Raw genomic sequence first — 19,014 nt, forward strand, 5'->3', positions numbered from 1 at the left:
CTGCCAAGAGCCAATAACCGCAATATTGTGCAATACCCTGATCGCGCTGCATTGTACTCTGCAGCAATCATTACGATGGTTCAAACGACACTATGGAGGTATAGATGAGCGCTTCTTTATATATTATTACGGTGTTGATCTGGGGAACCACGTGGCTGGCTATCTACTTTCAGTTAGGTGATGTGCCGGTCAATGTTTCGGTCTTTTACCGCTTCCTGTTGGCTGCGGCGGTATTGCTGCCTCTAATGTGGTTATCCGGGAGGTTACAAAAGACTAATCGCACAGACCATATATTTATGGTGCTGCAAGGGGCTTGTCTGTTCTCGTTTAATTTCATCTGTTTTTACAACGCGACTCTATTCATCAGCAGCGGTCTGGTTGCGGTAGTTTTTTCATTAGCGACACTGTTTAACGCTGCGAATAACCGCTTGTTATGGAAAGAAGCCATTCCCCAACGTGTTTTAATAGCTGGCGCGGTGGGCAGCACCGGATTGTTGCTGTTGTTTTTGCCAGAGTTAGGCGGGCAACAACCTGGGCACTGGTTCTCGGTAGACACCCTTAAAGGGCTGGCGTTAGCAGTTACCGGGACTTACCTGTTCTCTCTTGGCAATATGATCTCAAAACGCCATAGTCTCAAAGGCATTAAACCGATCACTACCAATGCCTATGGTATGGCTTATGGCGCACTCATATTGGCGTGTGTATTGGTTCTTACTTCGCAGCCCCTGGTGATTGATATGCGGCCACAATACCTGGGCGCGCTGTTTTATCTCAGTATATTTGGCTCAATTATCGGGTTTACCACCTATCTGACTCTGGTTGCCCGCTTGGGGGCTAACAAGGCTGCTTATGCTACGGTGATGTTTCCCGTTGTGGCATTGCTGTTATCCAGCTGGTTTGAAGGTTATCAGTGGCAGGTCAGCAGCTTTATTGGTTTAGCGTTGACGATGGTTGGCAACGGGATAATTAACTGGGGCAGCAGCAAGAGAGAGGCCACGGTAATAGCGAGTCGGCAAATCAAGTTACCCTGATGGATCAAGCACTTAAAAGTAAGGTGCTTTAAACTCTATTATGCAAGTATCTTACTAATTCTTTTATTAAAAATAGCCAACGGGATAACAGAATAGAGAAATTCTTAACAGTAAACTGGTCACTCACTGACAATGAGGGACCTCCTTTTGAAAAATGATCTTCGCGCCAGAAAAAGAATGCCAACAGCGAATTTAACCTCATCTATAAGAGTATCGAAAGGCTTATTAAAAAGCATATGGGAAGAGGCTCGACCAAAAGACTTTTCGCTTTTTGGCATGTGTTTAAAGACGAATCGTGTTTATAAGCCCGATGACCGAATTACGCTATCTCTGACGCTCGAGCTGGATATGGGAACAATCAACGTAGAACAAATCTCTGCCAGAGTCGTTAGAGTTAACAAGCTGGTCGGGTTTTATGAGTACGGAATTGAGTTCGACAAAAAGGTTGTAGAAAACCCAGATAATGGAACAACCCTGAATATGATGCGAATTGAAAGTTTTCTGGCTAAGCAGGAAGCGCTTTCTGCAAAAATCTCACAAAAAACCGCATAACGCTTTGCAGTATAGTTCCTAATTCATTAATAGATAGCACAGTCATTCTGGCGATTTTTACTGGGAGAGCCTATTTGTAGCCGTGATGAAAGGAGGGACGACTGGAATCAAGGAGAGTTAATGGTGGATTGCCAACCCAAACCCTGATTCCGCTTCGCTGCATCAAGGCTACAAGGGTGCATAGTCTTGTGAACCATTGAATTCAATAACGTGCGTTGAAGCTTTCTATGTAAACTTTTAATGCCAGTATCAGCTAAAATCGATATAGTTGTTAACGTCCTTCGTTACTGTGACACTCGTTTTTTATTAACTCGTTCACCTATTGTGAGATTTAAGTCGATATGAGGCTGAAACTGGATAACGGCAAAATATATGATGTCGGCGCAATGTTTAAACCTGTGAAACTAAGCAGGGCAGAAGCCTGGGGCTGTTTTCGTGGTAATCTATCGGCCTGGCCCAAAGGGCTTTTGATCCCGGTAGAGTCAAAAACTACGCTGGCCGGTTTGCTTAAATGGCTAGTGGTCTTTCCTCTTCATACGTTATCGCTGCTGTTACTGCCTTTACTGTGTGTCTTTGGGTATTCAATGTACGCCTATGCCTTTTTTACCAAGGATGATGCATCCAAACTCAAAGATTACCGGTATAACTTGCAGAAAATCTATGAAGCGTTAAGTGACATCGAAGATCAGGATGAGTACAAAAGGCGGTTGAAAGAAGAGATCGCCAAAATCAAGCCATATTAATAGTAAGCAAATAAAGGCTCTCCATGCATATGTTTGGGGCAGGAATACCGCGGAGTCGATCCAGGGTATGTGTAGGGGTTGAAGTGGTTTTGAGATAAAGGGGGGCAACGGTTTTATTGGATCTCAACATATGTGATATGTTTGAGTAGTGAACAAAACCCAGATTTGGCTCAGGAGTGAGTGTGACTGAAAGAAATATTTTGTTGGTGTCTATTGGGGTTACCACGTTGTTTGCATTGCTGGGCGTTGTCTGGGGCGTTGCGATTGACTCCAGTATGATTATATTCGATGGACTGTACTCATTAATCAGTGTTGGTTTAAGTTTTCTCTCCCTGGTCGTTCTAAAGCAAATTCAAGATAAAGGTGCCACAGAGGATTCTCGTTACCCATTCGGGAAAGCGCATTTTGAACCATTGCTTATTGTTTTTAAATCCCTTTCTCTAATAGGTATGTGTTCATTCTCGGCGATTAATTCATTTTCAGTTTTGTTGGCTGGAGGACGCTCAGTTGCACCTGGTCCTGCGGTTATCTACGCACTGATCAGTACGCTTGGTTGCTTGGCTGTCATGCTTTTTATTCAACGAAACAACAAACTTATTGAGTCAAACTTACTGACGGTCGAAAAAAATGAGTGGTTAGGTGATTTTCTCTTGAGTTTAGGTGTTCTAATCGGATTCTCAGCGACCTATATGCTTCAAGATGGTCGCTATAACTGGATTGTTCCTTATGCCGACCCCGGAATGGTTGTAATGGCTTCAGGAATATTTATTTTTCTGCCTCTTAAAAGCTTTATTGGCGCGGCAAGGGAGATGATTTTTTATCAGGTGAATGATCAATCTATGAAACCTGTTGAAAACGAAGCCGCTGACATCGCGAACGAATATAATGCCAAGTATAAACTGCGTATGGTTTCTATTGGGCGAGAGTTAAATATCGAAGTGAACTTTTTATTAGAAGAGAATAGATTGTTGAGTGTTGAGGAGATGGACGCTATACGAAGCAGAATAGCGATAGTGGTAAGCAAAATGAAAAAACAGCATTGGATAAACATCACGTTCACACAACAACCTCTATGGCTTTAATTGTTTCGATGGTGCGCAAGAGAACCCTGTATTATTCGATGTCCAAAATGTAAATGTCCGAATACAGATGGTTACGGGTAGTTATCCGCTCCAAAACAAATAACACGGTTATCGATGATCAGTATTAATACCTAACTGGATGCCAGCCATACCCCTACGCCAATTAACAGCGTACCTGCTATGCGGTTCAAGTGCTCCAGGTTACCTGATTTCATCATAAATGAGCGAAGTGACTTGCCACCCCCGGCGTAAATGAGCAGGCAGATAAATTCGAGTACCAAAATTAGAAATATCAACTGCACCAGTTGCACAGCCAACGGCTGTGAATAGTTCAAAAAAGGAGGCAGTAAGGCGACAAAAAATGCCCACCCTTTAGGGTTGGCAATCGCAGTTATAAAACCCTGTATGATAAATGACTTTTTACTCATGACCATTTGGCTATCATCATTAATATTCAGCGCCATCTTTCCCTTGGACTGCCACATCTGAATACCAAGATAGATAAGATACGCACCCCCGCCATATTTTAATACCATGAACAGCGCAGGGTAGGTCAGCATCAGCGCTGCAACGCCGATGGCAGAAAGAGATGCCACTAAACCGACGCCCACCAACTCACCGAGCATCATCCAGAGGGTTTTACGCAGACCAAACCGCATACCCATAGTCAGGGCAAGCGTCATGCACATGCCTGGCGTGACGGACACGAAAAAGAACGTGGGGATGAAAACCGCAAGGACTGAAAGCGACAAGTAACTCAAAAGGGTTCTCTACTATAAAAAATAAGGCGAAGGTGCGGAAATATGAATACAGCACCGTAATATGTTTGTGATACCGGGTAAAGCATACTAAAAAAATCTTGACCTGGGAGTAAGACCTAGGTTTATATTTGCTCCAACTGCCTAAAACTATTTGATGAATCATTACTGATGTCATTAGCCGAAGTCCGCAAAATAAGTCGCCACATTGTAGGCCCGTTGGTTCTACTCTGGTTGCTGTGCCAAAGCATGGTGCTTTGTGCTGGGCTGATGGGCAATAGTGCAGGGGCGTCAAACGAGAGTACGCTAAGCTTTAGTGATGTAGTGTCCAGTATGATGGTCATGCCTACCGCAATGGAAGGGCACCATCATGGTGACTCTCACGGAATGTCCTCGTCTCAGGCAGATGTTGACCAAGCGCATCATCATTTGTCAAACAGTAATATGGCGAGTGCCGATTGCTGCGACGAGCAAGAGAGCTATCTCTCTAACTCCTTCTTTTCGTCTATCGTGTTTTTATTGTTTTTCCCCCTCTGCTGGTTGGTCGTATCGCTAAGGAATAGCCTTAGTCACTCGCCTTACTATCGAGAGCCTCCGCCTCTTTATAACTACCCCAGAAATCACGTTTTTAACTGCACCTTTTTGAATTAAGCCTCTTCTCTTAAGCGGGTTCGGTTGGTATTGGCTGAACGCTATTCCAGCGCCTCACTGAATCGTCTGCTTACCATTTGGTTCGCCTGTAATTTGGGGGCAGAACCCACTCTGTTTTTTAAATTGCCTTTCTTAGGCATCGTATAACATTGATTAATCGAGACATTACTTATGACTGTAAGTATGGCTACGTCCTTAAAAGGGCTCTCACCGGTTCGAGAAGAAGGCCTTTTAGGTGGTCTATATTCTGGCGCGTTGGGTGCGCTGCTGTTTGTCTCAACTAGCATAGGATTTGCGCCTCTTGGCCACGCTACCCTTACCATGGAAGAGGCGCAAAAGATAGCAATAAAGAGTGATTTGGGTATTGCTCAAACACTGAATCGCTCATACTCGTCCAAGGCAGACGCCGCTTCGCAAAGCCAGTTGCCAGACCCGGTGTTGGTGGTTGGTGCGCAAAACCTGCCAACCGATACGTTTAAGTTTGATCAGGAGCCGATGACCCAATTTAAGGTGGGTATCCGGCAGATGTTCCCGCAGGGTGACACCCTGTCACTTAAAGAACTCAAACTTAACTCTCAAGCATCTTCTTTCGAACGTGTTGCGCAAACACGCTATTTAACGGTGACTCGAAAAACCAGAAACCTTTGGCTTGAAGTGCTGTATTGGGAGCGCGCAAAAAAACTGATTGAAGAAGATGAAGCGCTTTGCAAGCAGTTATTAGAGGTGACGCACTCGCTTTATAGCGTTGGAAATGTTCAGCAAAAAGATGTGCTGAGAGCAGAGCTTGAATTGAGCCGGTTGAGAGAAAAGATCATTAAGGCCAAAAGGCAGGGGGAGGCACAACGAGCCCAGTTATCCCGCTGGATTGGTGATGTGGCGTCTATCGAAGCATGGCCAGAGCGTGCTCCGAAGATGGTGCCGCCCAGCGGAATAGCTCATCAACTGAACGATAGCGGTGCTCAACGATACGGCGTTGTAAACAGGCAGCAGCTATTTGAACAGTTGAAAGCCCACCCCATGTTGTTGAGTCTGCAACGCCAGGTCGATGTGGCCAGTCATGATATTCAGATATCAAAGCAGCAATACCGCCCGGCATGGGGCGTGGAGCTGAACTATGGCTACCGGGATGGCCAAAACAATGATGGCTCAGATCGGTCTGATTTTGTGAGTGCCATGGTCAATGTATCGATGCCGCTGTTTACCAATAGCCGACAGGATAAGTCGGTGCAGAGTGCGGTTTTTCGTAAAGAGGCTCAACAGAATGCCTATCAAGACAAGCTCACTGAAATGGTTGGTGATGTGCAGACGACACTTAGTCGTTTAGGGCAGACGGAGGAACAAATAGCGCTGTTTAATGAGCAGATTCTGGACAAGGCACGACTTCAGGCTGAGTCATCGCTCAATGCTTACCAAGCCAATGCAGCCGATTTTGCAGAGGTGATGAGAGCCTTTATTAGTGAACAACGTGACCGACTTGATTATGAACGGTTGGTGGTGACAAGGCTGCAATTAATTTCAGATTTACAGTTCTATTTTTTAATCGAGACGCCCGAGTTAACCCTGAGTTCCTTTGGGTCTTTAGCAGGAGAGGCTGAATAATGAAGAGCGTTGGAGTTTTATTCGCAATCGCGATGGCGTTAGGGGTCGGCGTGGCCCTCCAGAAATTTGTACTGAGTGATAGTTCATTGCCATTTTTAGGTGCGCACCCTGAAGGTGAAACCGTAAACAGCAGCGCTGAAAAGAAGCCTCTGTACTGGGTGGCACCTATGGACAAAAACTATCGCCGCGACAAGCCAGGCCTGTCACCCATGGGAATGGATCTGGTGCCGGTTTATGAAGAAAATGCTCAAGGTGGAGATGAAGGCACGGTAAAGATATCGCCGATGGTTATCAATAACCTTGGCGTGCGGTCAGAAGTCGTCACCAAAGGGCCGATAGACCTGCCGATAAATACCGTCGGTTATATTGGTTTTGATGAGGATAAGCTCTCGCACATTCATAGCCGGGTAGAGGGCTGGATTGAGGTGTTGAATGTCAACAGCGCTGGCGACGCGGTGTCAAAAGGGCAGACGCTCTATGAGCTTTACTCACCAGCACTAGTTAACGCCCAGGAAGAGTATTTGGCGGTACTGCGCAGTGGCAATAAAACTCTTAAAAAAGCGTCGCGCTCACGCTTGATTTCGCTGGGCTTATCGAGTCAGCAGGTGCAACGGCTTGAGAAGCGCAAAGTCGTTGATCAGCGGATTAAGGTTACCGCTGACCGCAATGGTTTTGTAAAAGATTTAAATGTTCGGGAGGGCATGTTTATTAAGCCCGCAACCGAAGTGATGTCGATTGGTTCTCTGGCCTCTGTATGGGTGATTGCAGAGGTGTTTGAGCGACAGTCAAGCTGGGTAAAAGCGGGCCAAAAAGTTGAAATGCGCACAGAGGCACTGCCTGGCCGGGAGTGGCGTGGTGAAGTCGATTATCTGTATCCGGTGTTAGATAGCAAAACAAGAACACTGCGAGTGCGTATTCGTGTGGATAACCCAGAGTTAGCACTTAAGCCCAATATGTACGCCGATTTAACCTTGTTTGCGCCCGTGTCAGACGAGGCCTTGAGTATCCCCAGAGAAGCCTTGATTAAAGGGGGACGATATAACCGTGTTGTCACGTCAATCGGGGACGGGAAATTTAAATCGGTATTGGTTGAAACCGGCATCGAGTCCGATGGCCGCGTGCAAATATTATCAGGGTTGAAAGAACGTGATGTGGTGGTTACATCGGCCCAGTTCCTGATTGACTCTGAATCCAATATTGATGCCGAGATCGCGCGTATGGAGTCCCGTGAAGCAAACAACGGCAAGGCTGATGCACTCGAGAAGAATACCTTCAAAGCGACAGGGAAAATAGAACAAGTGATGGCTGATATGGCAATGCTAACCATCACTCATGACCCGATTAAAGCGCTTGACTGGCCTACGATGAGAATGGACTTTGAAGTCGCCAGCGATATTGATTTAAAACCATTTCAATCCGGTCAGTTGATTGAGTTTGAGCTTAAAAAGCAAGGTGATTGGGACTACCTGATTACCACGATTAAACACGTAAAAAGCAAATAGAAAACACCTTTAGGAGAACACAATGAAAAACTTACTAAACCGCACTTCGTCTAACCGTGTGATCGCAACATTGATTTTCAGCGCCATGTTATTGCCAGCAGCCGGATGGGCTGACGCTAACCGTGGGCACAATAAAAACCATATGAACGAGAAAGGCCAGATGATGAATCAGGCAGAGATGGGTCAGCATATGCGAGAGGTCATGGGCACTGGCCGTATCAATAAAGTGATGGCTGACCGCAAGATGGTCAACATTGTTCATGAGCCGATTGCCGAGTTGGATTGGCCAAAGATGCGCATGAATTTTAGAACCGCCCAAGAGGTTAATCTTGGTGAACTAAAACCGGGGCAGGAAGTGACCTTCAAGCTTCAGGTTAATAAAGACAACAGCTATGTGATTAAGCAGATCGACGTTAAGTAGTGCTATTGAGCACTTGAGGGTGCCCTATGACTAAAAGGTCAAAATGGATTCCTGCCTACGCAGGAATGACGGTAGGGGGATGTTGTCATCCTCGCGAATGCGGGGATCCAGCCCTGATAGATCAAATGGATTCCTGCCTACGCAGGAATGACGGTAGGGGGATGTTGTCATCCTCGCGAATGCGGGGATCCAGCCCTGATAGATCAAATGGATTCCTGCCTACGCAGGAATGACTGAAAGTTCGAGCTGCTGAATGTGTTTCTTTGGAGTAAATAATGATTGCTGCTGTTATTCGATGGTCAATCGCCAATCGCTTTTTTGTGATACTGGCAACAGCTGTTCTTTTGGGGCTTGGGATTTTTACCGTTCGCAATACCCCCGTCGATGCGTTGCCCGACCTGTCTGATGTGCAGGTCATTATTAAAACCAGCTATCCGGGGCAGGCACCCCAGGTGGTTGAAGATCAGGTGACCTATCCGCTGACCACGGCAATGTTGTCAGTACCCGGAGCGTTGACGGTCAGGGGGTATTCGTTCTTTGGTGACTCGTATGTCTACGTGATATTTGAAGATGGCACAGACCTCTATTGGGCGCGATCCCGGGTGTTGGAGTATCTCAACCAAGTGGCGGGAGAACTGCCTGCGGCCGCTAAACCTCAATTGGGGCCAGATGCCACGGGCGTTGGCTGGATATACTCCTACGCGCTGGTAGATCGAAGCGGAAACAATGACCTTGCGCAGCTTCGCAGCATCCAAGACTGGTTTCTAAAATTTGAACTGCAAACAGTGCCTGGTGTATCCGAAGTGGCCACCATTGGCGGCATGGTTAAACAGTATCAGGTGGATGTAGACCCTAACCGTCTCAGGGCTTATAGCATTCCGCTTTCACATATTCGCAACGCCATTCAAAAAGCGAATCAAGAGACCGGCGCGTCAGTGGTGGAGATGGCCGAAGCCGAATATATGGTGCGCGTATCAGGTTATCTACAGAGTATTGATGATCTTGAAAAAGTGCCATTAGGGGTCAACCAAAATGGCGTTCCTCTGTTATTACGCGATGTTGCGGATATCAACCTGGGGCCACAAATGAGGCGGGGGATCGCCGAACTGAATGGTGAAGGCGAAGTTGTAGGTGGTGTCGTGGTGATGCGCTTTGGCGAAAATGCGCAAACCACCATTGATGGGGTTAAAGATAAACTGGAAAAACTCAAAGCAGGCTTACCTGAGGGCGTTGAGATTATTACTACCTATGACCGTTCCAGTTTAATCAGCCGAGCAATTGATAACTTGTATGAAAAGTTACTCGAAGAGTTCATTGTTGTCACGCTGATATGCATGTTGTTTCTTTTTCATATTCGTTCATCCCTGGTGATTATTATCAGCCTGCCAATGGGGATTTTAGCGGCGTTTATCGTAATGTATCAGCAAGGGTTGAATGCCAATATTATGTCGTTGGGCGGCATAGCGATTGCTATTGGTGCCATGGTGGACGGTGCGATTGTGATGATCGAGAACGTCCACAAGCATATTGAGAAAACCAAACTCACTGATGAAAACCGTTGGCGTGTGATCGGCCAGGCGGCCAGTGAAGTCGGCCCACCACTATTTTTCTCGTTGCTTATTATCACCATGAGTTTCTTGCCGGTGTTCACCCTTGAAGCACAAGAGGGCAAGTTGTTTGCACCGCTGGCCTATACCAAGACCTTTGCCATGGCCGCCGCTGCAATGCTCTCTATTACTTTGGTGCCGGTGTTAATGGGGTATTTTATTCGCGGCAAGGTGACACCAGAGCATAAGAACCCGCTTAACCGGTTAATGATCGCGCTTTATCGTCCGGTGATTAAGGGTGTACTGAGGTTCCCAAAATCCGTTCTGTTACTGTCGTTGGTGGTGCTGGGAGTTGGCCTATGGCCTGCAACTAAGCTAGGTAGCGAATTTATGCCCCCGTTGGATGAAGGCGACCTGATGTATATGCCTACCACCTACGCGGGTGTGTCAGTGGGTAAAGCGAGAGAGATTCTTCAGCAGACTGATAAACTCATTAAAACCCTGCCTGAGGTTGAGACTGTTTTCGGCAAAATTGGGCGAGCCGATACTGCGACAGACCCCGCGCCCCTGACGATGATCGAGACGGTTATTCAGTTTAAACCGAAAGATCAATGGCGGCCTGGGGTCACCATAGAATCAATCAAAAAAGAGCTAGACGGCTTGGTTAAATTCCCCGGATTAACCAATGCCTGGGTGATGCCGATTAAAACCCGTATCGATATGCTGTCAACCGGCATTAAAACCCCGGTAGGCATTAAAGTTTCAGGGCCTGATTTAGGTGAAATCGAGAAAATTGGTAAACGCCTGGAAGAGATACTGCCCGAAGTAGCGGGCACTGCGTCAGTCTACTCAGAGCGCGTGGCAGGTGGTCGCTACGTGAATGTCGATATTGATCGTGACAGGGCGGCCCGCTTTGGCCTCAATGTCGCTGATATCCAAAGTGTGGTTCGTACTGCGATCGGCGGCATGAATGTTACTGAAACGGTGGAGGGGCTTGAGCGTTACCCGGTCAATATTCGTTACCCCCAATCGTATCGAGACTCCGAAGAACAGCTAAAACTGCTGCCTATTGTGACCCCGGCAAAAGAGCGCATCGCGCTGGCAGATGTAGCCAGTGTCTACGTCGCAAACGGGCCACCCGCTATTAAGAGTGAAAATGCACGCCTTAATGGTTGGACGCTGGTTGATATTGATGGTCGTGATCTGGGCTCTTACGTAGAAGAAGCCCAAAAAGTCGTGGCTGAACGCGTTGATGTGCCTGCGGGTTACTCCATCGCGTGGTCTGGTCAGTATGAATATATGGTGAGAGCGCAAGAGCGATTATCAGTGGTCGTGCCGCTCACTTTAGCGATTATTATGTTGCTGCTGTATATCAACTTCAGAAATGTGGTTGAAGTGCTCATTATTATGGGGACACTACCGTTTGCTGTGATTGGTGGGTTATGGCTGATGTATCTGCAAGATTACAACATGTCGATTGCCGTTGCCGTTGGCTTTATCGCGCTGGCTGGAGTTGCGGTAGAAATTGGCGTGTTGATGCTGGTTTACCTTAATCAGTCTTATGAAAAGCTGAGAGCAGATGCCGCCCGGGATAGTCGTTTGCTGACTCGGGAAGATGTACGCCAAGCCGTTATGGAAGGGGCAGGGCTCCGGGTACGGCCTATTATGATGACAGTTTTTGCGATTGTGATTGGTTTGGTGCCGATCATGATTGGCAGTGGCACTGGGTCAGAGGTGATGCAACGCATAGCCGGCCCGATGATTGGGGGGATGATCAGCACTGTATTGCTGACTCTCTTAGTCATTCCGGCTATTTACACAATTTGGAAACAAATGGGTCTAGAAAAAAACAAACCTTCATTAAACTCTGAAGAGAGCAAACCTGCAGCGGGAGAACAATAATGAGTTATTTGCGAGTGATGATTTTGGTTCCCATCGATAAAGAAAAGGTACTGGAAGAAGAACTAAAGCAGGTCGAGCTATCTTGTATGCATTTTCTTAAGGTACGAGGGTATGGCTGTAATCCTAACTTCTATGCGAGTGACTGGTCTGATGAAGTCGCCAAATTTGAGCTGGTCATAAAAGAAGATCAGCTTGAATTGGTGAAAAACTCGATAAAAAAGGCCTGTCAAACAGGGTCGGAAGATGACGGAATGATAGGTGTCACTCCATTAACTGAAATGGTCTCTATTAAAGACTTATAACGTATTATCTATTTATATTGGAGAATAATTATGAAAAAAATTCTAACAATTGCAGCTGGTATCGCTTTGATCTCATCAGGCACTGTAAATGCTGGAGCAGGATCGGCTGTCCATGGTCATGGTGCGGGGCATGACACTCAGGCTAAACCATCGAATCATATGGACAGTAGCTCACACCATGAGCAAATGATGAATAGTGAAGGTATGGAAGGCCATGCACATTCAATGGACTCTTTGGCCGGAAAGCCAGGCGAAGAAAGTAGCGTCTCTAGAACCATAATCGTCACCGCAGATGACTCCATGCGATTCACCCACGAGCCTTTTAATATCCAGGATGGAGAGACGATAAAATTCGTTGTCACTAACAAAGGTGCCATTCCTCATGAATTTGCGATCGGTACCAAAGATGAGCATATGGAACACGGCCAAATGATGATGGCGAACCCAACAATGCATCACGGGCCAGGAGGAAATGCGATTACGGTTCAGCCGGGTGAAACGGAAACGCTAATCTGGACGTTCGAAAATGCCTGGCAGATTGAGGCGGCATGCAATATTCCGGGGCATTATCAGGCGGGGATGCATAGCTCTGTAAATATAGAAGACGAATAACGTTGAATGCCCCCTTCGAAATTGAGCTAGGGGGCACAATTGGGGGAGGTTTGACATGCGTGTTAACGAGCTGTCTAAAAGAGCGGGAGTGACGTCTGATACCGTACGTTACTACACGAGAATTGGGTTGCTGACTCCATCAAAGGAGAGGGAAAACGGGTATAAAAATTACAACACGGCGGATGAGAAACGTTTGCACTTTATTATCAAGTCTCGCCACCTCGGGTTTTCGATTGTCGAGATTCAAGAAATTATCAATATGTCCTCAACAGGTAACTCGCCCTGCTGTCGAGTTAGAGAGGTTGTTAAAAAACGTCTTAATGACGCACAACAGTCGATTGAAGAGCTTCAGCAGCTTTATCAGCGCCTGAAACGAGCGGCCGCTACCTGGGAAACAATGCCTGATGGAGAGCCCACTGGAGATTCGGTCTGCTCTTTAATAGAGATGTGGGAAGAAATAGAACTTGGTGAGGCTTCACTACAAAAAGTATCAAGCCTTACTCCGTAAAGAGATCCCCAAACCGGATTGTTGACTTGTGTCTTGGACACAGGGCTAAGCTCAGCACAGAGTTCGGTAAATTAAGTAGCCATTACATGGGGTAACGACTATGGATCATGTTTCACACAAAGAACCGGTAAATAGTCACTGCGATAAACATGATCGCACCAGTGATGAACAAACGACACAAGAATTTCTTATTGAAGGGGCAAGTTGCGCGAGTTGTGTCGGAAAAATTGAGGCCGCGTTAAAGGCCGTGCCTGGCGTGGTAGATGCGACAATGAACTTTGCCCAGCGGACTGTAACGGTCAGTGGCGCGGTAAAGGAAGATCGACTACTAAAGGCAGTTGAAGCTGCTGGATACACTGCAAAGAGCCGTGAGGGCAATTCAGAGGATGAGCTGCTTGACGAAAAAGAAGCAGCAGATTTGGCCTACTACAAGCGACTCATGCGAGAAATGACGATCGCGCTGATGCTGGGTGTGCCACTTATGGCGTATAGCCTTATCATCGGTGAAATGACGGTTTCTACCACTGCTGAGCGTATAGCCTGGTTGATTGTTGGGTTGCTTACGGCGGGTGTTATGTACTTTTCAGGTAGACACTTTTATATCGGCGCCTGGAAATCGTTTTGGAATCATAGCGCCAACATGGATACATTGATTGCGCTTGGAACAGGCACCGCATGGCTATACTCCATGGCCGTTGTTTTTTTCCCCTCAGCCGTACCGGAAATGGCGCGCCACGTTTACTTCGAAGCGACCGCCATGATTATTGGCTTGATCAACCTGGGGTTGGCGCTAGAGCTTAAGGCGAGAGGACGAACCTCTCAGGCAATCAAGAGACTCATCGGCCTGCAATCTAAGACGGCCAGAGTCGTCCGTGACGGTAAAGAGATTGATATCCCCATAGAACAAGTCCTGTTAGATGACCTTGTACGTGTTAGGCCAGGCGAAAGTATTTCGGTTGATGGCATCGTCGTTGAAGGACATACCTCAGTAGATGAATCAATGCTTACCGGGGAACCGATGCCGGTGGAGAAGAAAGCATCCGATGAAGTCGTTGCCGGCACACTGAATAAAACGGGTTCGGTGATATTTAAAGCAACGCGAGTCGGTAAAGATACTGCGCTGGCGAAAATTATCAGCATGGTCAAGCGTGCTCAGAATTCAAAGCCACCTATTGGACGGTTAGCGGATGTTATTTCTGCTTACTTTGTACCGGTGGTTATGATTATTGCCGTTATCAGCGCACTTGTTTGGATGAATTTTGGGCCAGAACCAGCGGTTGGGTTCGCTATTGTTTCTGCAACGACAGTTCTGATTATTGCCTGCCCATGTGCGCTGGGCCTGGCTACTCCCATGTCGGTGATGGTAGGGGTGGGTAAGGCGGCGGAAGCCGGTGTATTGATCCGTAATGGTGAAGCGTTGCAAACGGCGTCTAAAATCACCGCGATGATTCTGGATAAAACCGGCACTATCACCTTGGGATCTCCGAAGGTAACCCAAGTTCACCTGGTTAATGCCGTCGACGAAAACAGCGTGCTGCTAATGGCTGCTAGTCTGGAGGCTGGATCAGAACACCCTTTAGCCGTTTCTATTGTTGAGTCTGCCCAAGAGCGTGATTTGAGTCCACTGCCTGTTGATAGGTTTAAAGCGATTGCAGGGCATGGCGTTGAAGGGGTTGTCGACGGTAAAGCCTTGTTGTTTGGCAATGAGAAGTTGATGCGTGACCGAAATATTGCGTTAAGCGATGCTATTGAGGTTGCACAAAATATGGCCGCTGACGCGCAAACGCCGATGTATTTTGCCGTGGACGGACAACTGGCCGCTGTGATCGCAGTAGCAGACCCCATCAAAGAGGACTCTATAGATGCTATTAAGCGTCTGCAAAAAAATGGCATAAGAGTGGTGATGCTGACAGGAGACAATAGAGCGACAGCCAAGGCAGTCGCCGACAAAGTGGGTATCACTGAATTTTTTGCAGAAGTATTACCGGAAGAAAAATCAAACAAAGTCGCAGAGCTTCAAATGCAAGGTGAAATAGTCGGTATGACCGGTGATGGCATTAATGATGCACCTGCCTTGGCGTTAGCCAATGTCGGTTTTGCTATCGGCACCGGTACTGATGTTGCAATCGAGAGTGCTGATATCACACTAATGCGCGGTTCACTTCATGGTCTGGCCGATGCCATCGCGGTGAGTAAGGCGACCTTGCGCAATATAAAACAGAATCTGTTTGGAGCATTCGTCTACAACGCGGCTGGTGTCCCTTTTGCGGCAGGCGTTTTATATCCATTCTTTGGCCTGCTGCTGAGTCCCGTTATAGCAGGTGCTGCCATGGCATTCTCCTCTGTTACGGTGGTTACTAACGCCAATCGACTGCGCTTATTCAAAGCTAAGGAGCACTGATTATGTTAATTATAAATATTTTTGGAATCCTGCTAATCGTCGGTATTGTTTGGTGGTTTTGGCTCTATAAACCGGCTGAAGTGAGTTCAGACGCAGGGGAGTTACTGGTTACCTTAGAAAGCGGGGTCTATCAGCCTGCGCGTTTGAGCGTACCCGCTGGCCAGCCCGTGTCGATTAACTTCTTGCGGAAGGAAGCCTCTCCTTGTGCCGGTACGGTGGTTTTCTCCGACCTTGATATTAGTGAAGAGTTGCCTCTCAACAAGCGAAAGGCTATTCAGCTACCGGCATTAACGGCTGGAAGCTATAGCTTCACTTGCCAGATGCAAATGTATCGAGGTGAGTTGATTGTCACCGATAAAGCTTGAATAAGGAGGATTTAAAAATGTCTTCAAAATCATCTTTCTGGTTCACTCCAAAGGGGATAGGGGCGTTGGGCCTTATTGGTGCCGTGAGCTATTTTCTGTTAATGGAGCATCGCCAACACCTAGTTGATTTTTTGCCTTTTTTGATCTTGTTGCTTTGCCCGCTCATGCATCTGTTTATGCACGGGGGGCACGGGCACGGAAAGCATGCGCACGAAAAACAGGGCGGGCACGAGAATGCTCATTTAAAAGAGAATGTCGATATGGATGACTACAGGCGCGGTTATGACGATGCGCTGAACGAGAAAAAAGATCAACCAGATACTAAGGACGATAATCATGCACGGTGAGAGTGGTTACGGACTGTGGATGTTAGTGGTACTCAACTCCGCCATTTTTATCTTTTTTGCGTTTAGCTTTGTAAAGCCAAAAACAAAATTGGATTGGCGCAGTTTAGGGGCGTTTTCAGCCTTTGTGGTGGCGCTGTTTACCGAAATGTACGGATTCCCTCTCACAATCTATTTTTTATCTGGTTGGTTAACAGAAAAATACCCGGAAATCGACTTCTTGAGCCATGACAATGGCCATTTACTCCATACTATTTTGGGCTTTGAAGGCAACCCTCATTTTGATCCGCTCCATATTTTGAGCAATGTGGTGATCGTACTGGGGTTCTTTTTATTATCCAGCGCCTGGAATGTACTCCATCGCGCACAGCAATCATTCACATTGGCTAAAACCGGGTGGTATGCAAAGTGTCGGCATCCACAGTATCTCGCGTTTATAATGATTATGTTTGGTTTTTTGTTGCAGTGGCCCACTCTGCCGACTGTGGTGATGTTTCCCATTTTAGTGGTGGTTTATCTTAGGCTTGCGTTACGTGAAGAGCATATGGCGCTTCAGGAGTTTGGTGATGAATACCGTGAATACGCCAAACATACACCGCGGTTTATTCCATCGTTCTCAAATCTAGCCAAGAAAAAAGGAACCTATGATGTCTAGACCCGTATTTAAAGCAGGTTGGTCAATAGCGATGTTAATAGCGTTTAGTTTTTTAACGACAGCCTGTTCAGAGCAAGCACCGTCCTCTAGCTTAACGCCTAATGATATAACGGGTCGTTGGTACTCTGAACAACAAGTGTCGTTAGGCAAATCTGTCTATGACGCAAATTGTATCAGTTGCCATAACCCGAATGCGCGCGGCACCTTTAAATGGACGCAGCCACTGGAAGATGGCAGCTATCCACCGCCACCACTTAATGGTTCTGCCCATGCCTGGCATCATCCATTACCGGTGTTATTGAAAACGATTAATGGTGGTGGCATTCAAGTGGGGGGAAAAATGCCGCCGTTTAAAGAGGTACTGAAAGACGACGAAAAGATGGCGGTCATTGCCTATTTCCAAAGCTATTGGAATGACGATATTTATAGCCGCTGGTTGCAAAGAAATCAGCCGCAATAAGTCGTTAAGACTTTTCTGAATAGGATACTTGCAGGAGATTATAGTCATGAGTGGGAACGAACATAAAGCCAGTGTTGATAAAACGTATTTAGTAAAGCGTCATCTCAAATTAGAGGGCGAAGGTGATATCCCATGGCAACAGATCGAAAAAGATATCGATCAGTTAATGGGAATAGATGAGGTTCACCTTGATAAAGGTAAACATACGATTACGGTGGCCTATGATGCGTCGTATAAGAGTCTGGAGGATATAGAAAATATCCTTGATCAGCACTTTATTCATACCGCAGATGACTGGTGGACCCAAACCAAAAAAAGCTGGTACGAGTACACGGATGACAATATTAAGGCTAATGTAAAACACGAGGCGTGGTCTTGTCATTCCAGTCCAGTAAAGAATAAGAACAGACATCAGTAGAAGAGGGTTCTATGACGCTTCGGGTTTCAAGTGCTGTAGGGATTGCAGGGATTGTCAGCGCTGTTTTTATCGCAGGGTGTTCCGACTCAATGCATTCTAATATGACGAATAGCTCCGTCAAATCAACGTTCAGTAGTGTAGGTGAACGTATTTATTTTACTGGTCAGTCTAGCTCAGGTAGAACTATCAGTGCCGTGAGTGGGCACCATCATATGCAGATGCACGGTGGTAGCTGTGTTACCTGCCATGGAGCGGATCGGGAGGGGGGGGCGCGAATGTGGCCCTGGTTCTGGGTCACCGCGCCTTCACTGACGCAATCAGCATTATTGGGTGATCATGAGGATACGGGGCATAGCCACGAGGTTTATGATGCTGCTTCATTGAAACGCGCAATCAGTGATGGGGTTAACCCTGCAGGAGAGCAATTGGATGACCTTATGCCAAGGTGGAAAATGTCGGAACAGGATCTGGACGAGTTAGTTCACTATTTGTTGGGCAGTCATAATGACGGGAATCATTAGCTAATGGTGCATCTGTGACTAACATTTATAAGGGGGAAACCGTAATGAACATGGAACCTAAAGAGGGTGAAAACCATATCAGTTATCCCTGGTACGTAAAACTGTTTTTCTGGAACCAGAAACGACGTTATGGCCAGGTCCTGGAACCTGCCAAACTTTGGGGAAGAACGCCTAAAGTGTTTGCTGCGCTTGCGCTTTTATATGGTGCATTAGATCGTAAAAACACGCCCATTGAACCCTCTTTAAGATCGCTCGTTACCGTGCGCGTCTCTCAAATTAACTGGTGTGAGTTTTGTGTCGACATTAACTCCATGATGGTTTTAAGGCGTGGCAACAGTGAAGAAAAGCTTGCTAGCCTGGCGCACTTTAGAGACTGTGATTTGTTTACTGACCGTGAAAAATCCGCTTTAAACTATGCCGAGATTGTGACCTTTTCAGACCGACAGGTTGAATCAGAGGACCGGGAGTGGTTAGCCCAGCACTTTTCAGATGATGGAATTATTGAATTAACCGGGCTGATTGCGTTCCAAAATATGTCGAGCAAGTTTAATGCTGCATTGGGTGTACCGCCGCAGGGGTTTTGCAAACTAAAAGGGTGAGGGCGCTTCTGGCGTCTCTCTCTTTAACGGGGTTTCCAAAC

The 19,014-nt window shown here is 46.8% G+C and carries 21 protein-coding genes; 20 read left to right on the top strand and 1 reads right to left on the bottom strand.

Annotated features, from left to right (window positions below; genetic code table 11):
• Nucleotides 1-104 precede the first annotated feature (104 nt).
• The 4 genes from MY523_RS01980 to MY523_RS01995 all read left to right on the top strand — a co-directional run bounded on the left by MY523_RS01980 (nucleotide 105) and on the right by MY523_RS01995 (nucleotide 3,408).
• Nucleotides 105-1,031, top strand: a complete 927-nt coding sequence (locus MY523_RS01980) for a DMT family transporter (protein ID WP_250657137.1) — start codon at nucleotides 105-107, stop codon at nucleotides 1,029-1,031.
• Between the two features lie 147 nt (nucleotides 1,032-1,178).
• Nucleotides 1,179-1,583: a PilZ domain-containing protein gene (locus MY523_RS01985; RefSeq protein WP_250657138.1), complete on the top strand. Its 405-nt coding sequence runs from the start codon at nucleotides 1,179-1,181 to the stop codon at nucleotides 1,581-1,583.
• Between the two features lie 341 nt (nucleotides 1,584-1,924).
• Nucleotides 1,925-2,326 (top strand): hypothetical protein, encoded by a 402-nt coding sequence (locus MY523_RS01990; RefSeq protein WP_250657139.1) that lies wholly within the window; start codon nucleotides 1,925-1,927, stop codon nucleotides 2,324-2,326.
• A gap of 182 nt (nucleotides 2,327-2,508) precedes the next feature.
• The gene (locus MY523_RS01995) at nucleotides 2,509-3,408 is read left to right on the top strand and encodes a cation diffusion facilitator family transporter (RefSeq protein ID WP_250657140.1); all 900 of its coding nucleotides are present in this window, start codon (nucleotides 2,509-2,511) and stop codon (nucleotides 3,406-3,408) included.
• 131 nt (nucleotides 3,409-3,539) lie between these two features.
• On the opposite strand, the gene MY523_RS02000 is transcribed toward MY523_RS01995, so the two are convergent.
• Entirely contained in the window at nucleotides 3,540-4,169 is a 630-nt protein-coding gene (locus tag MY523_RS02000) for a LysE family translocator (protein ID WP_250657141.1), read from the bottom strand.
• 168 nt (nucleotides 4,170-4,337) lie between these two features.
• On the opposite strand from MY523_RS02000, the gene MY523_RS02005 reads away from it, so the two are divergent.
• From MY523_RS02005 to MY523_RS02080, 16 genes are all read left to right on the top strand, one after another.
• Nucleotides 4,338-4,817 carry a hypothetical protein gene (locus MY523_RS02005; protein ID WP_250657142.1) on the top strand — a complete coding sequence of 160 codons (480 nt, stop codon included), beginning with the start codon at nucleotides 4,338-4,340 and terminating at the stop codon, nucleotides 4,815-4,817.
• A 171-nt stretch (nucleotides 4,818-4,988) separates the two neighbouring features.
• Nucleotides 4,989-6,416, top strand: a complete 1,428-nt coding sequence (locus MY523_RS02010) for a TolC family protein (RefSeq protein WP_250657143.1) — start codon at nucleotides 4,989-4,991, stop codon at nucleotides 6,414-6,416.
• Nucleotides 6,416-7,918, top strand: a complete 1,503-nt coding sequence (locus tag MY523_RS02015; RefSeq protein ID WP_250657144.1) for an efflux RND transporter periplasmic adaptor subunit — start codon at nucleotides 6,416-6,418, stop codon at nucleotides 7,916-7,918. Before MY523_RS02010 ends, MY523_RS02015 begins: the two co-directional genes overlap by 1 nt.
• Before the next feature lie 22 nt (nucleotides 7,919-7,940).
• Nucleotides 7,941-8,339, top strand: coding sequence for a copper-binding protein (locus MY523_RS02020; protein ID WP_250657145.1), 399 nt, complete (start codon nucleotides 7,941-7,943; stop codon nucleotides 8,337-8,339).
• Nucleotides 8,340-8,614: 275 nt separating this feature from the next.
• The gene (locus MY523_RS02025) at nucleotides 8,615-11,788 is read left to right on the top strand and encodes an efflux RND transporter permease subunit (protein WP_250657146.1); all 3,174 of its coding nucleotides are present in this window, start codon (nucleotides 8,615-8,617) and stop codon (nucleotides 11,786-11,788) included.
• On the top strand, nucleotides 11,788-12,090 hold the full coding sequence (locus MY523_RS02030) for a P-II family nitrogen regulator (protein WP_250657147.1): 303 nt from the start codon (nucleotides 11,788-11,790) through the stop codon (nucleotides 12,088-12,090). Before MY523_RS02025 ends, MY523_RS02030 begins: the two co-directional genes overlap by 1 nt.
• A gap of 30 nt (nucleotides 12,091-12,120) precedes the next feature.
• On the top strand, nucleotides 12,121-12,702 hold the full coding sequence (locus tag MY523_RS02035; protein WP_250657148.1) for a cupredoxin domain-containing protein: 582 nt from the start codon (nucleotides 12,121-12,123) through the stop codon (nucleotides 12,700-12,702).
• 55 nt (nucleotides 12,703-12,757) lie between these two features.
• Entirely contained in the window at nucleotides 12,758-13,210 is a 453-nt protein-coding gene (locus MY523_RS02040; RefSeq protein ID WP_250657149.1) for a MerR family transcriptional regulator, read from the top strand.
• 100 nt (nucleotides 13,211-13,310) lie between these two features.
• Complete coding sequence (locus tag MY523_RS02045; RefSeq protein WP_250657150.1) at nucleotides 13,311-15,611, top strand: heavy metal translocating P-type ATPase; 2,301 nt, start codon at nucleotides 13,311-13,313, stop codon at nucleotides 15,609-15,611.
• Between the two features lie 2 nt (nucleotides 15,612-15,613).
• Nucleotides 15,614-15,976, top strand: coding sequence for a cupredoxin domain-containing protein (locus MY523_RS02050; RefSeq protein WP_250657151.1), 363 nt, complete (start codon nucleotides 15,614-15,616; stop codon nucleotides 15,974-15,976).
• A gap of 17 nt (nucleotides 15,977-15,993) precedes the next feature.
• Nucleotides 15,994-16,323 (top strand): DUF2933 domain-containing protein, encoded by a 330-nt coding sequence (locus MY523_RS02055; protein WP_250657152.1) that lies wholly within the window; start codon nucleotides 15,994-15,996, stop codon nucleotides 16,321-16,323.
• On the top strand, nucleotides 16,313-16,975 hold the full coding sequence (locus MY523_RS02060) for a methyltransferase family protein (RefSeq protein WP_250657153.1): 663 nt from the start codon (nucleotides 16,313-16,315) through the stop codon (nucleotides 16,973-16,975). Before MY523_RS02055 ends, MY523_RS02060 begins: the two co-directional genes overlap by 11 nt.
• The gene (locus tag MY523_RS02065) at nucleotides 16,965-17,435 is read left to right on the top strand and encodes a c-type cytochrome (RefSeq protein ID WP_250657154.1); all 471 of its coding nucleotides are present in this window, start codon (nucleotides 16,965-16,967) and stop codon (nucleotides 17,433-17,435) included. The genes MY523_RS02060 and MY523_RS02065 overlap by 11 nt, the downstream gene beginning before the upstream one ends.
• 46 nt (nucleotides 17,436-17,481) lie before the next feature.
• Entirely contained in the window at nucleotides 17,482-17,853 is a 372-nt protein-coding gene (locus tag MY523_RS02070) for a cation transporter (RefSeq protein WP_250657155.1), read from the top strand.
• Between the two features lie 11 nt (nucleotides 17,854-17,864).
• Entirely contained in the window at nucleotides 17,865-18,374 is a 510-nt protein-coding gene (locus MY523_RS02075; protein WP_250657156.1) for a c-type cytochrome, read from the top strand.
• Nucleotides 18,375-18,418: 44 nt separating this feature from the next.
• Nucleotides 18,419-18,973, top strand: coding sequence for a carboxymuconolactone decarboxylase family protein (locus tag MY523_RS02080; RefSeq protein WP_250657157.1), 555 nt, complete (start codon nucleotides 18,419-18,421; stop codon nucleotides 18,971-18,973).
• Nucleotides 18,974-19,014 lie beyond the last annotated feature (41 nt).

The sequence above is a fragment of the Alkalimarinus coralli genome, from assembly GCF_023650515.1.
Lineage (GTDB): Bacteria > Pseudomonadota > Gammaproteobacteria > Pseudomonadales > Oleiphilaceae > Alkalimarinus > Alkalimarinus coralli.

What these genes read in the sequence shown, in the direction of transcription:
- MY523_RS01990 (WP_250657139.1), top strand. Translation starts at nt 1,925, where the DNA reads ATGAGGCTGAAACTGGATAACGGCAAAATATATGATGTCGGCGCAATG.
- MY523_RS02040 (WP_250657149.1), top strand. Translation starts at nt 12,758, where the DNA reads ATGCGTGTTAACGAGCTGTCTAAAAGAGCGGGAGTGACGTCTGATACC.
- MY523_RS02055 (WP_250657152.1), top strand. Translation starts at nt 15,994, where the DNA reads ATGTCTTCAAAATCATCTTTCTGGTTCACTCCAAAGGGGATAGGGGCG.
- MY523_RS01980 (WP_250657137.1), top strand. Translation starts at nt 105, where the DNA reads ATGAGCGCTTCTTTATATATTATTACGGTGTTGATCTGGGGAACCACG.
- MY523_RS02030 (WP_250657147.1), top strand. Translation starts at nt 11,788, where the DNA reads ATGAGTTATTTGCGAGTGATGATTTTGGTTCCCATCGATAAAGAAAAG.
- MY523_RS02005 (WP_250657142.1), top strand. Translation starts at nt 4,338, where the DNA reads ATGTCATTAGCCGAAGTCCGCAAAATAAGTCGCCACATTGTAGGCCCG.
- MY523_RS02080 (WP_250657157.1), top strand. Translation starts at nt 18,419, where the DNA reads ATGAACATGGAACCTAAAGAGGGTGAAAACCATATCAGTTATCCCTGG.
- MY523_RS02025 (WP_250657146.1), top strand. Translation starts at nt 8,615, where the DNA reads ATGATTGCTGCTGTTATTCGATGGTCAATCGCCAATCGCTTTTTTGTG.
- MY523_RS02045 (WP_250657150.1), top strand. Translation starts at nt 13,311, where the DNA reads ATGGATCATGTTTCACACAAAGAACCGGTAAATAGTCACTGCGATAAA.
- MY523_RS02070 (WP_250657155.1), top strand. Translation starts at nt 17,482, where the DNA reads ATGAGTGGGAACGAACATAAAGCCAGTGTTGATAAAACGTATTTAGTA.
- MY523_RS02020 (WP_250657145.1), top strand. Translation starts at nt 7,941, where the DNA reads ATGAAAAACTTACTAAACCGCACTTCGTCTAACCGTGTGATCGCAACA.
- MY523_RS02065 (WP_250657154.1), top strand. Translation starts at nt 16,965, where the DNA reads ATGATGTCTAGACCCGTATTTAAAGCAGGTTGGTCAATAGCGATGTTA.
- MY523_RS02035 (WP_250657148.1), top strand. Translation starts at nt 12,121, where the DNA reads ATGAAAAAAATTCTAACAATTGCAGCTGGTATCGCTTTGATCTCATCA.
- MY523_RS02075 (WP_250657156.1), top strand. Translation starts at nt 17,865, where the DNA reads ATGACGCTTCGGGTTTCAAGTGCTGTAGGGATTGCAGGGATTGTCAGC.
- MY523_RS02060 (WP_250657153.1), top strand. Translation starts at nt 16,313, where the DNA reads ATGCACGGTGAGAGTGGTTACGGACTGTGGATGTTAGTGGTACTCAAC.
- MY523_RS02010 (WP_250657143.1), top strand. Translation starts at nt 4,989, where the DNA reads ATGACTGTAAGTATGGCTACGTCCTTAAAAGGGCTCTCACCGGTTCGA.
- MY523_RS02015 (WP_250657144.1), top strand. Translation starts at nt 6,416, where the DNA reads ATGAAGAGCGTTGGAGTTTTATTCGCAATCGCGATGGCGTTAGGGGTC.
- MY523_RS02050 (WP_250657151.1), top strand. Translation starts at nt 15,614, where the DNA reads ATGTTAATTATAAATATTTTTGGAATCCTGCTAATCGTCGGTATTGTT.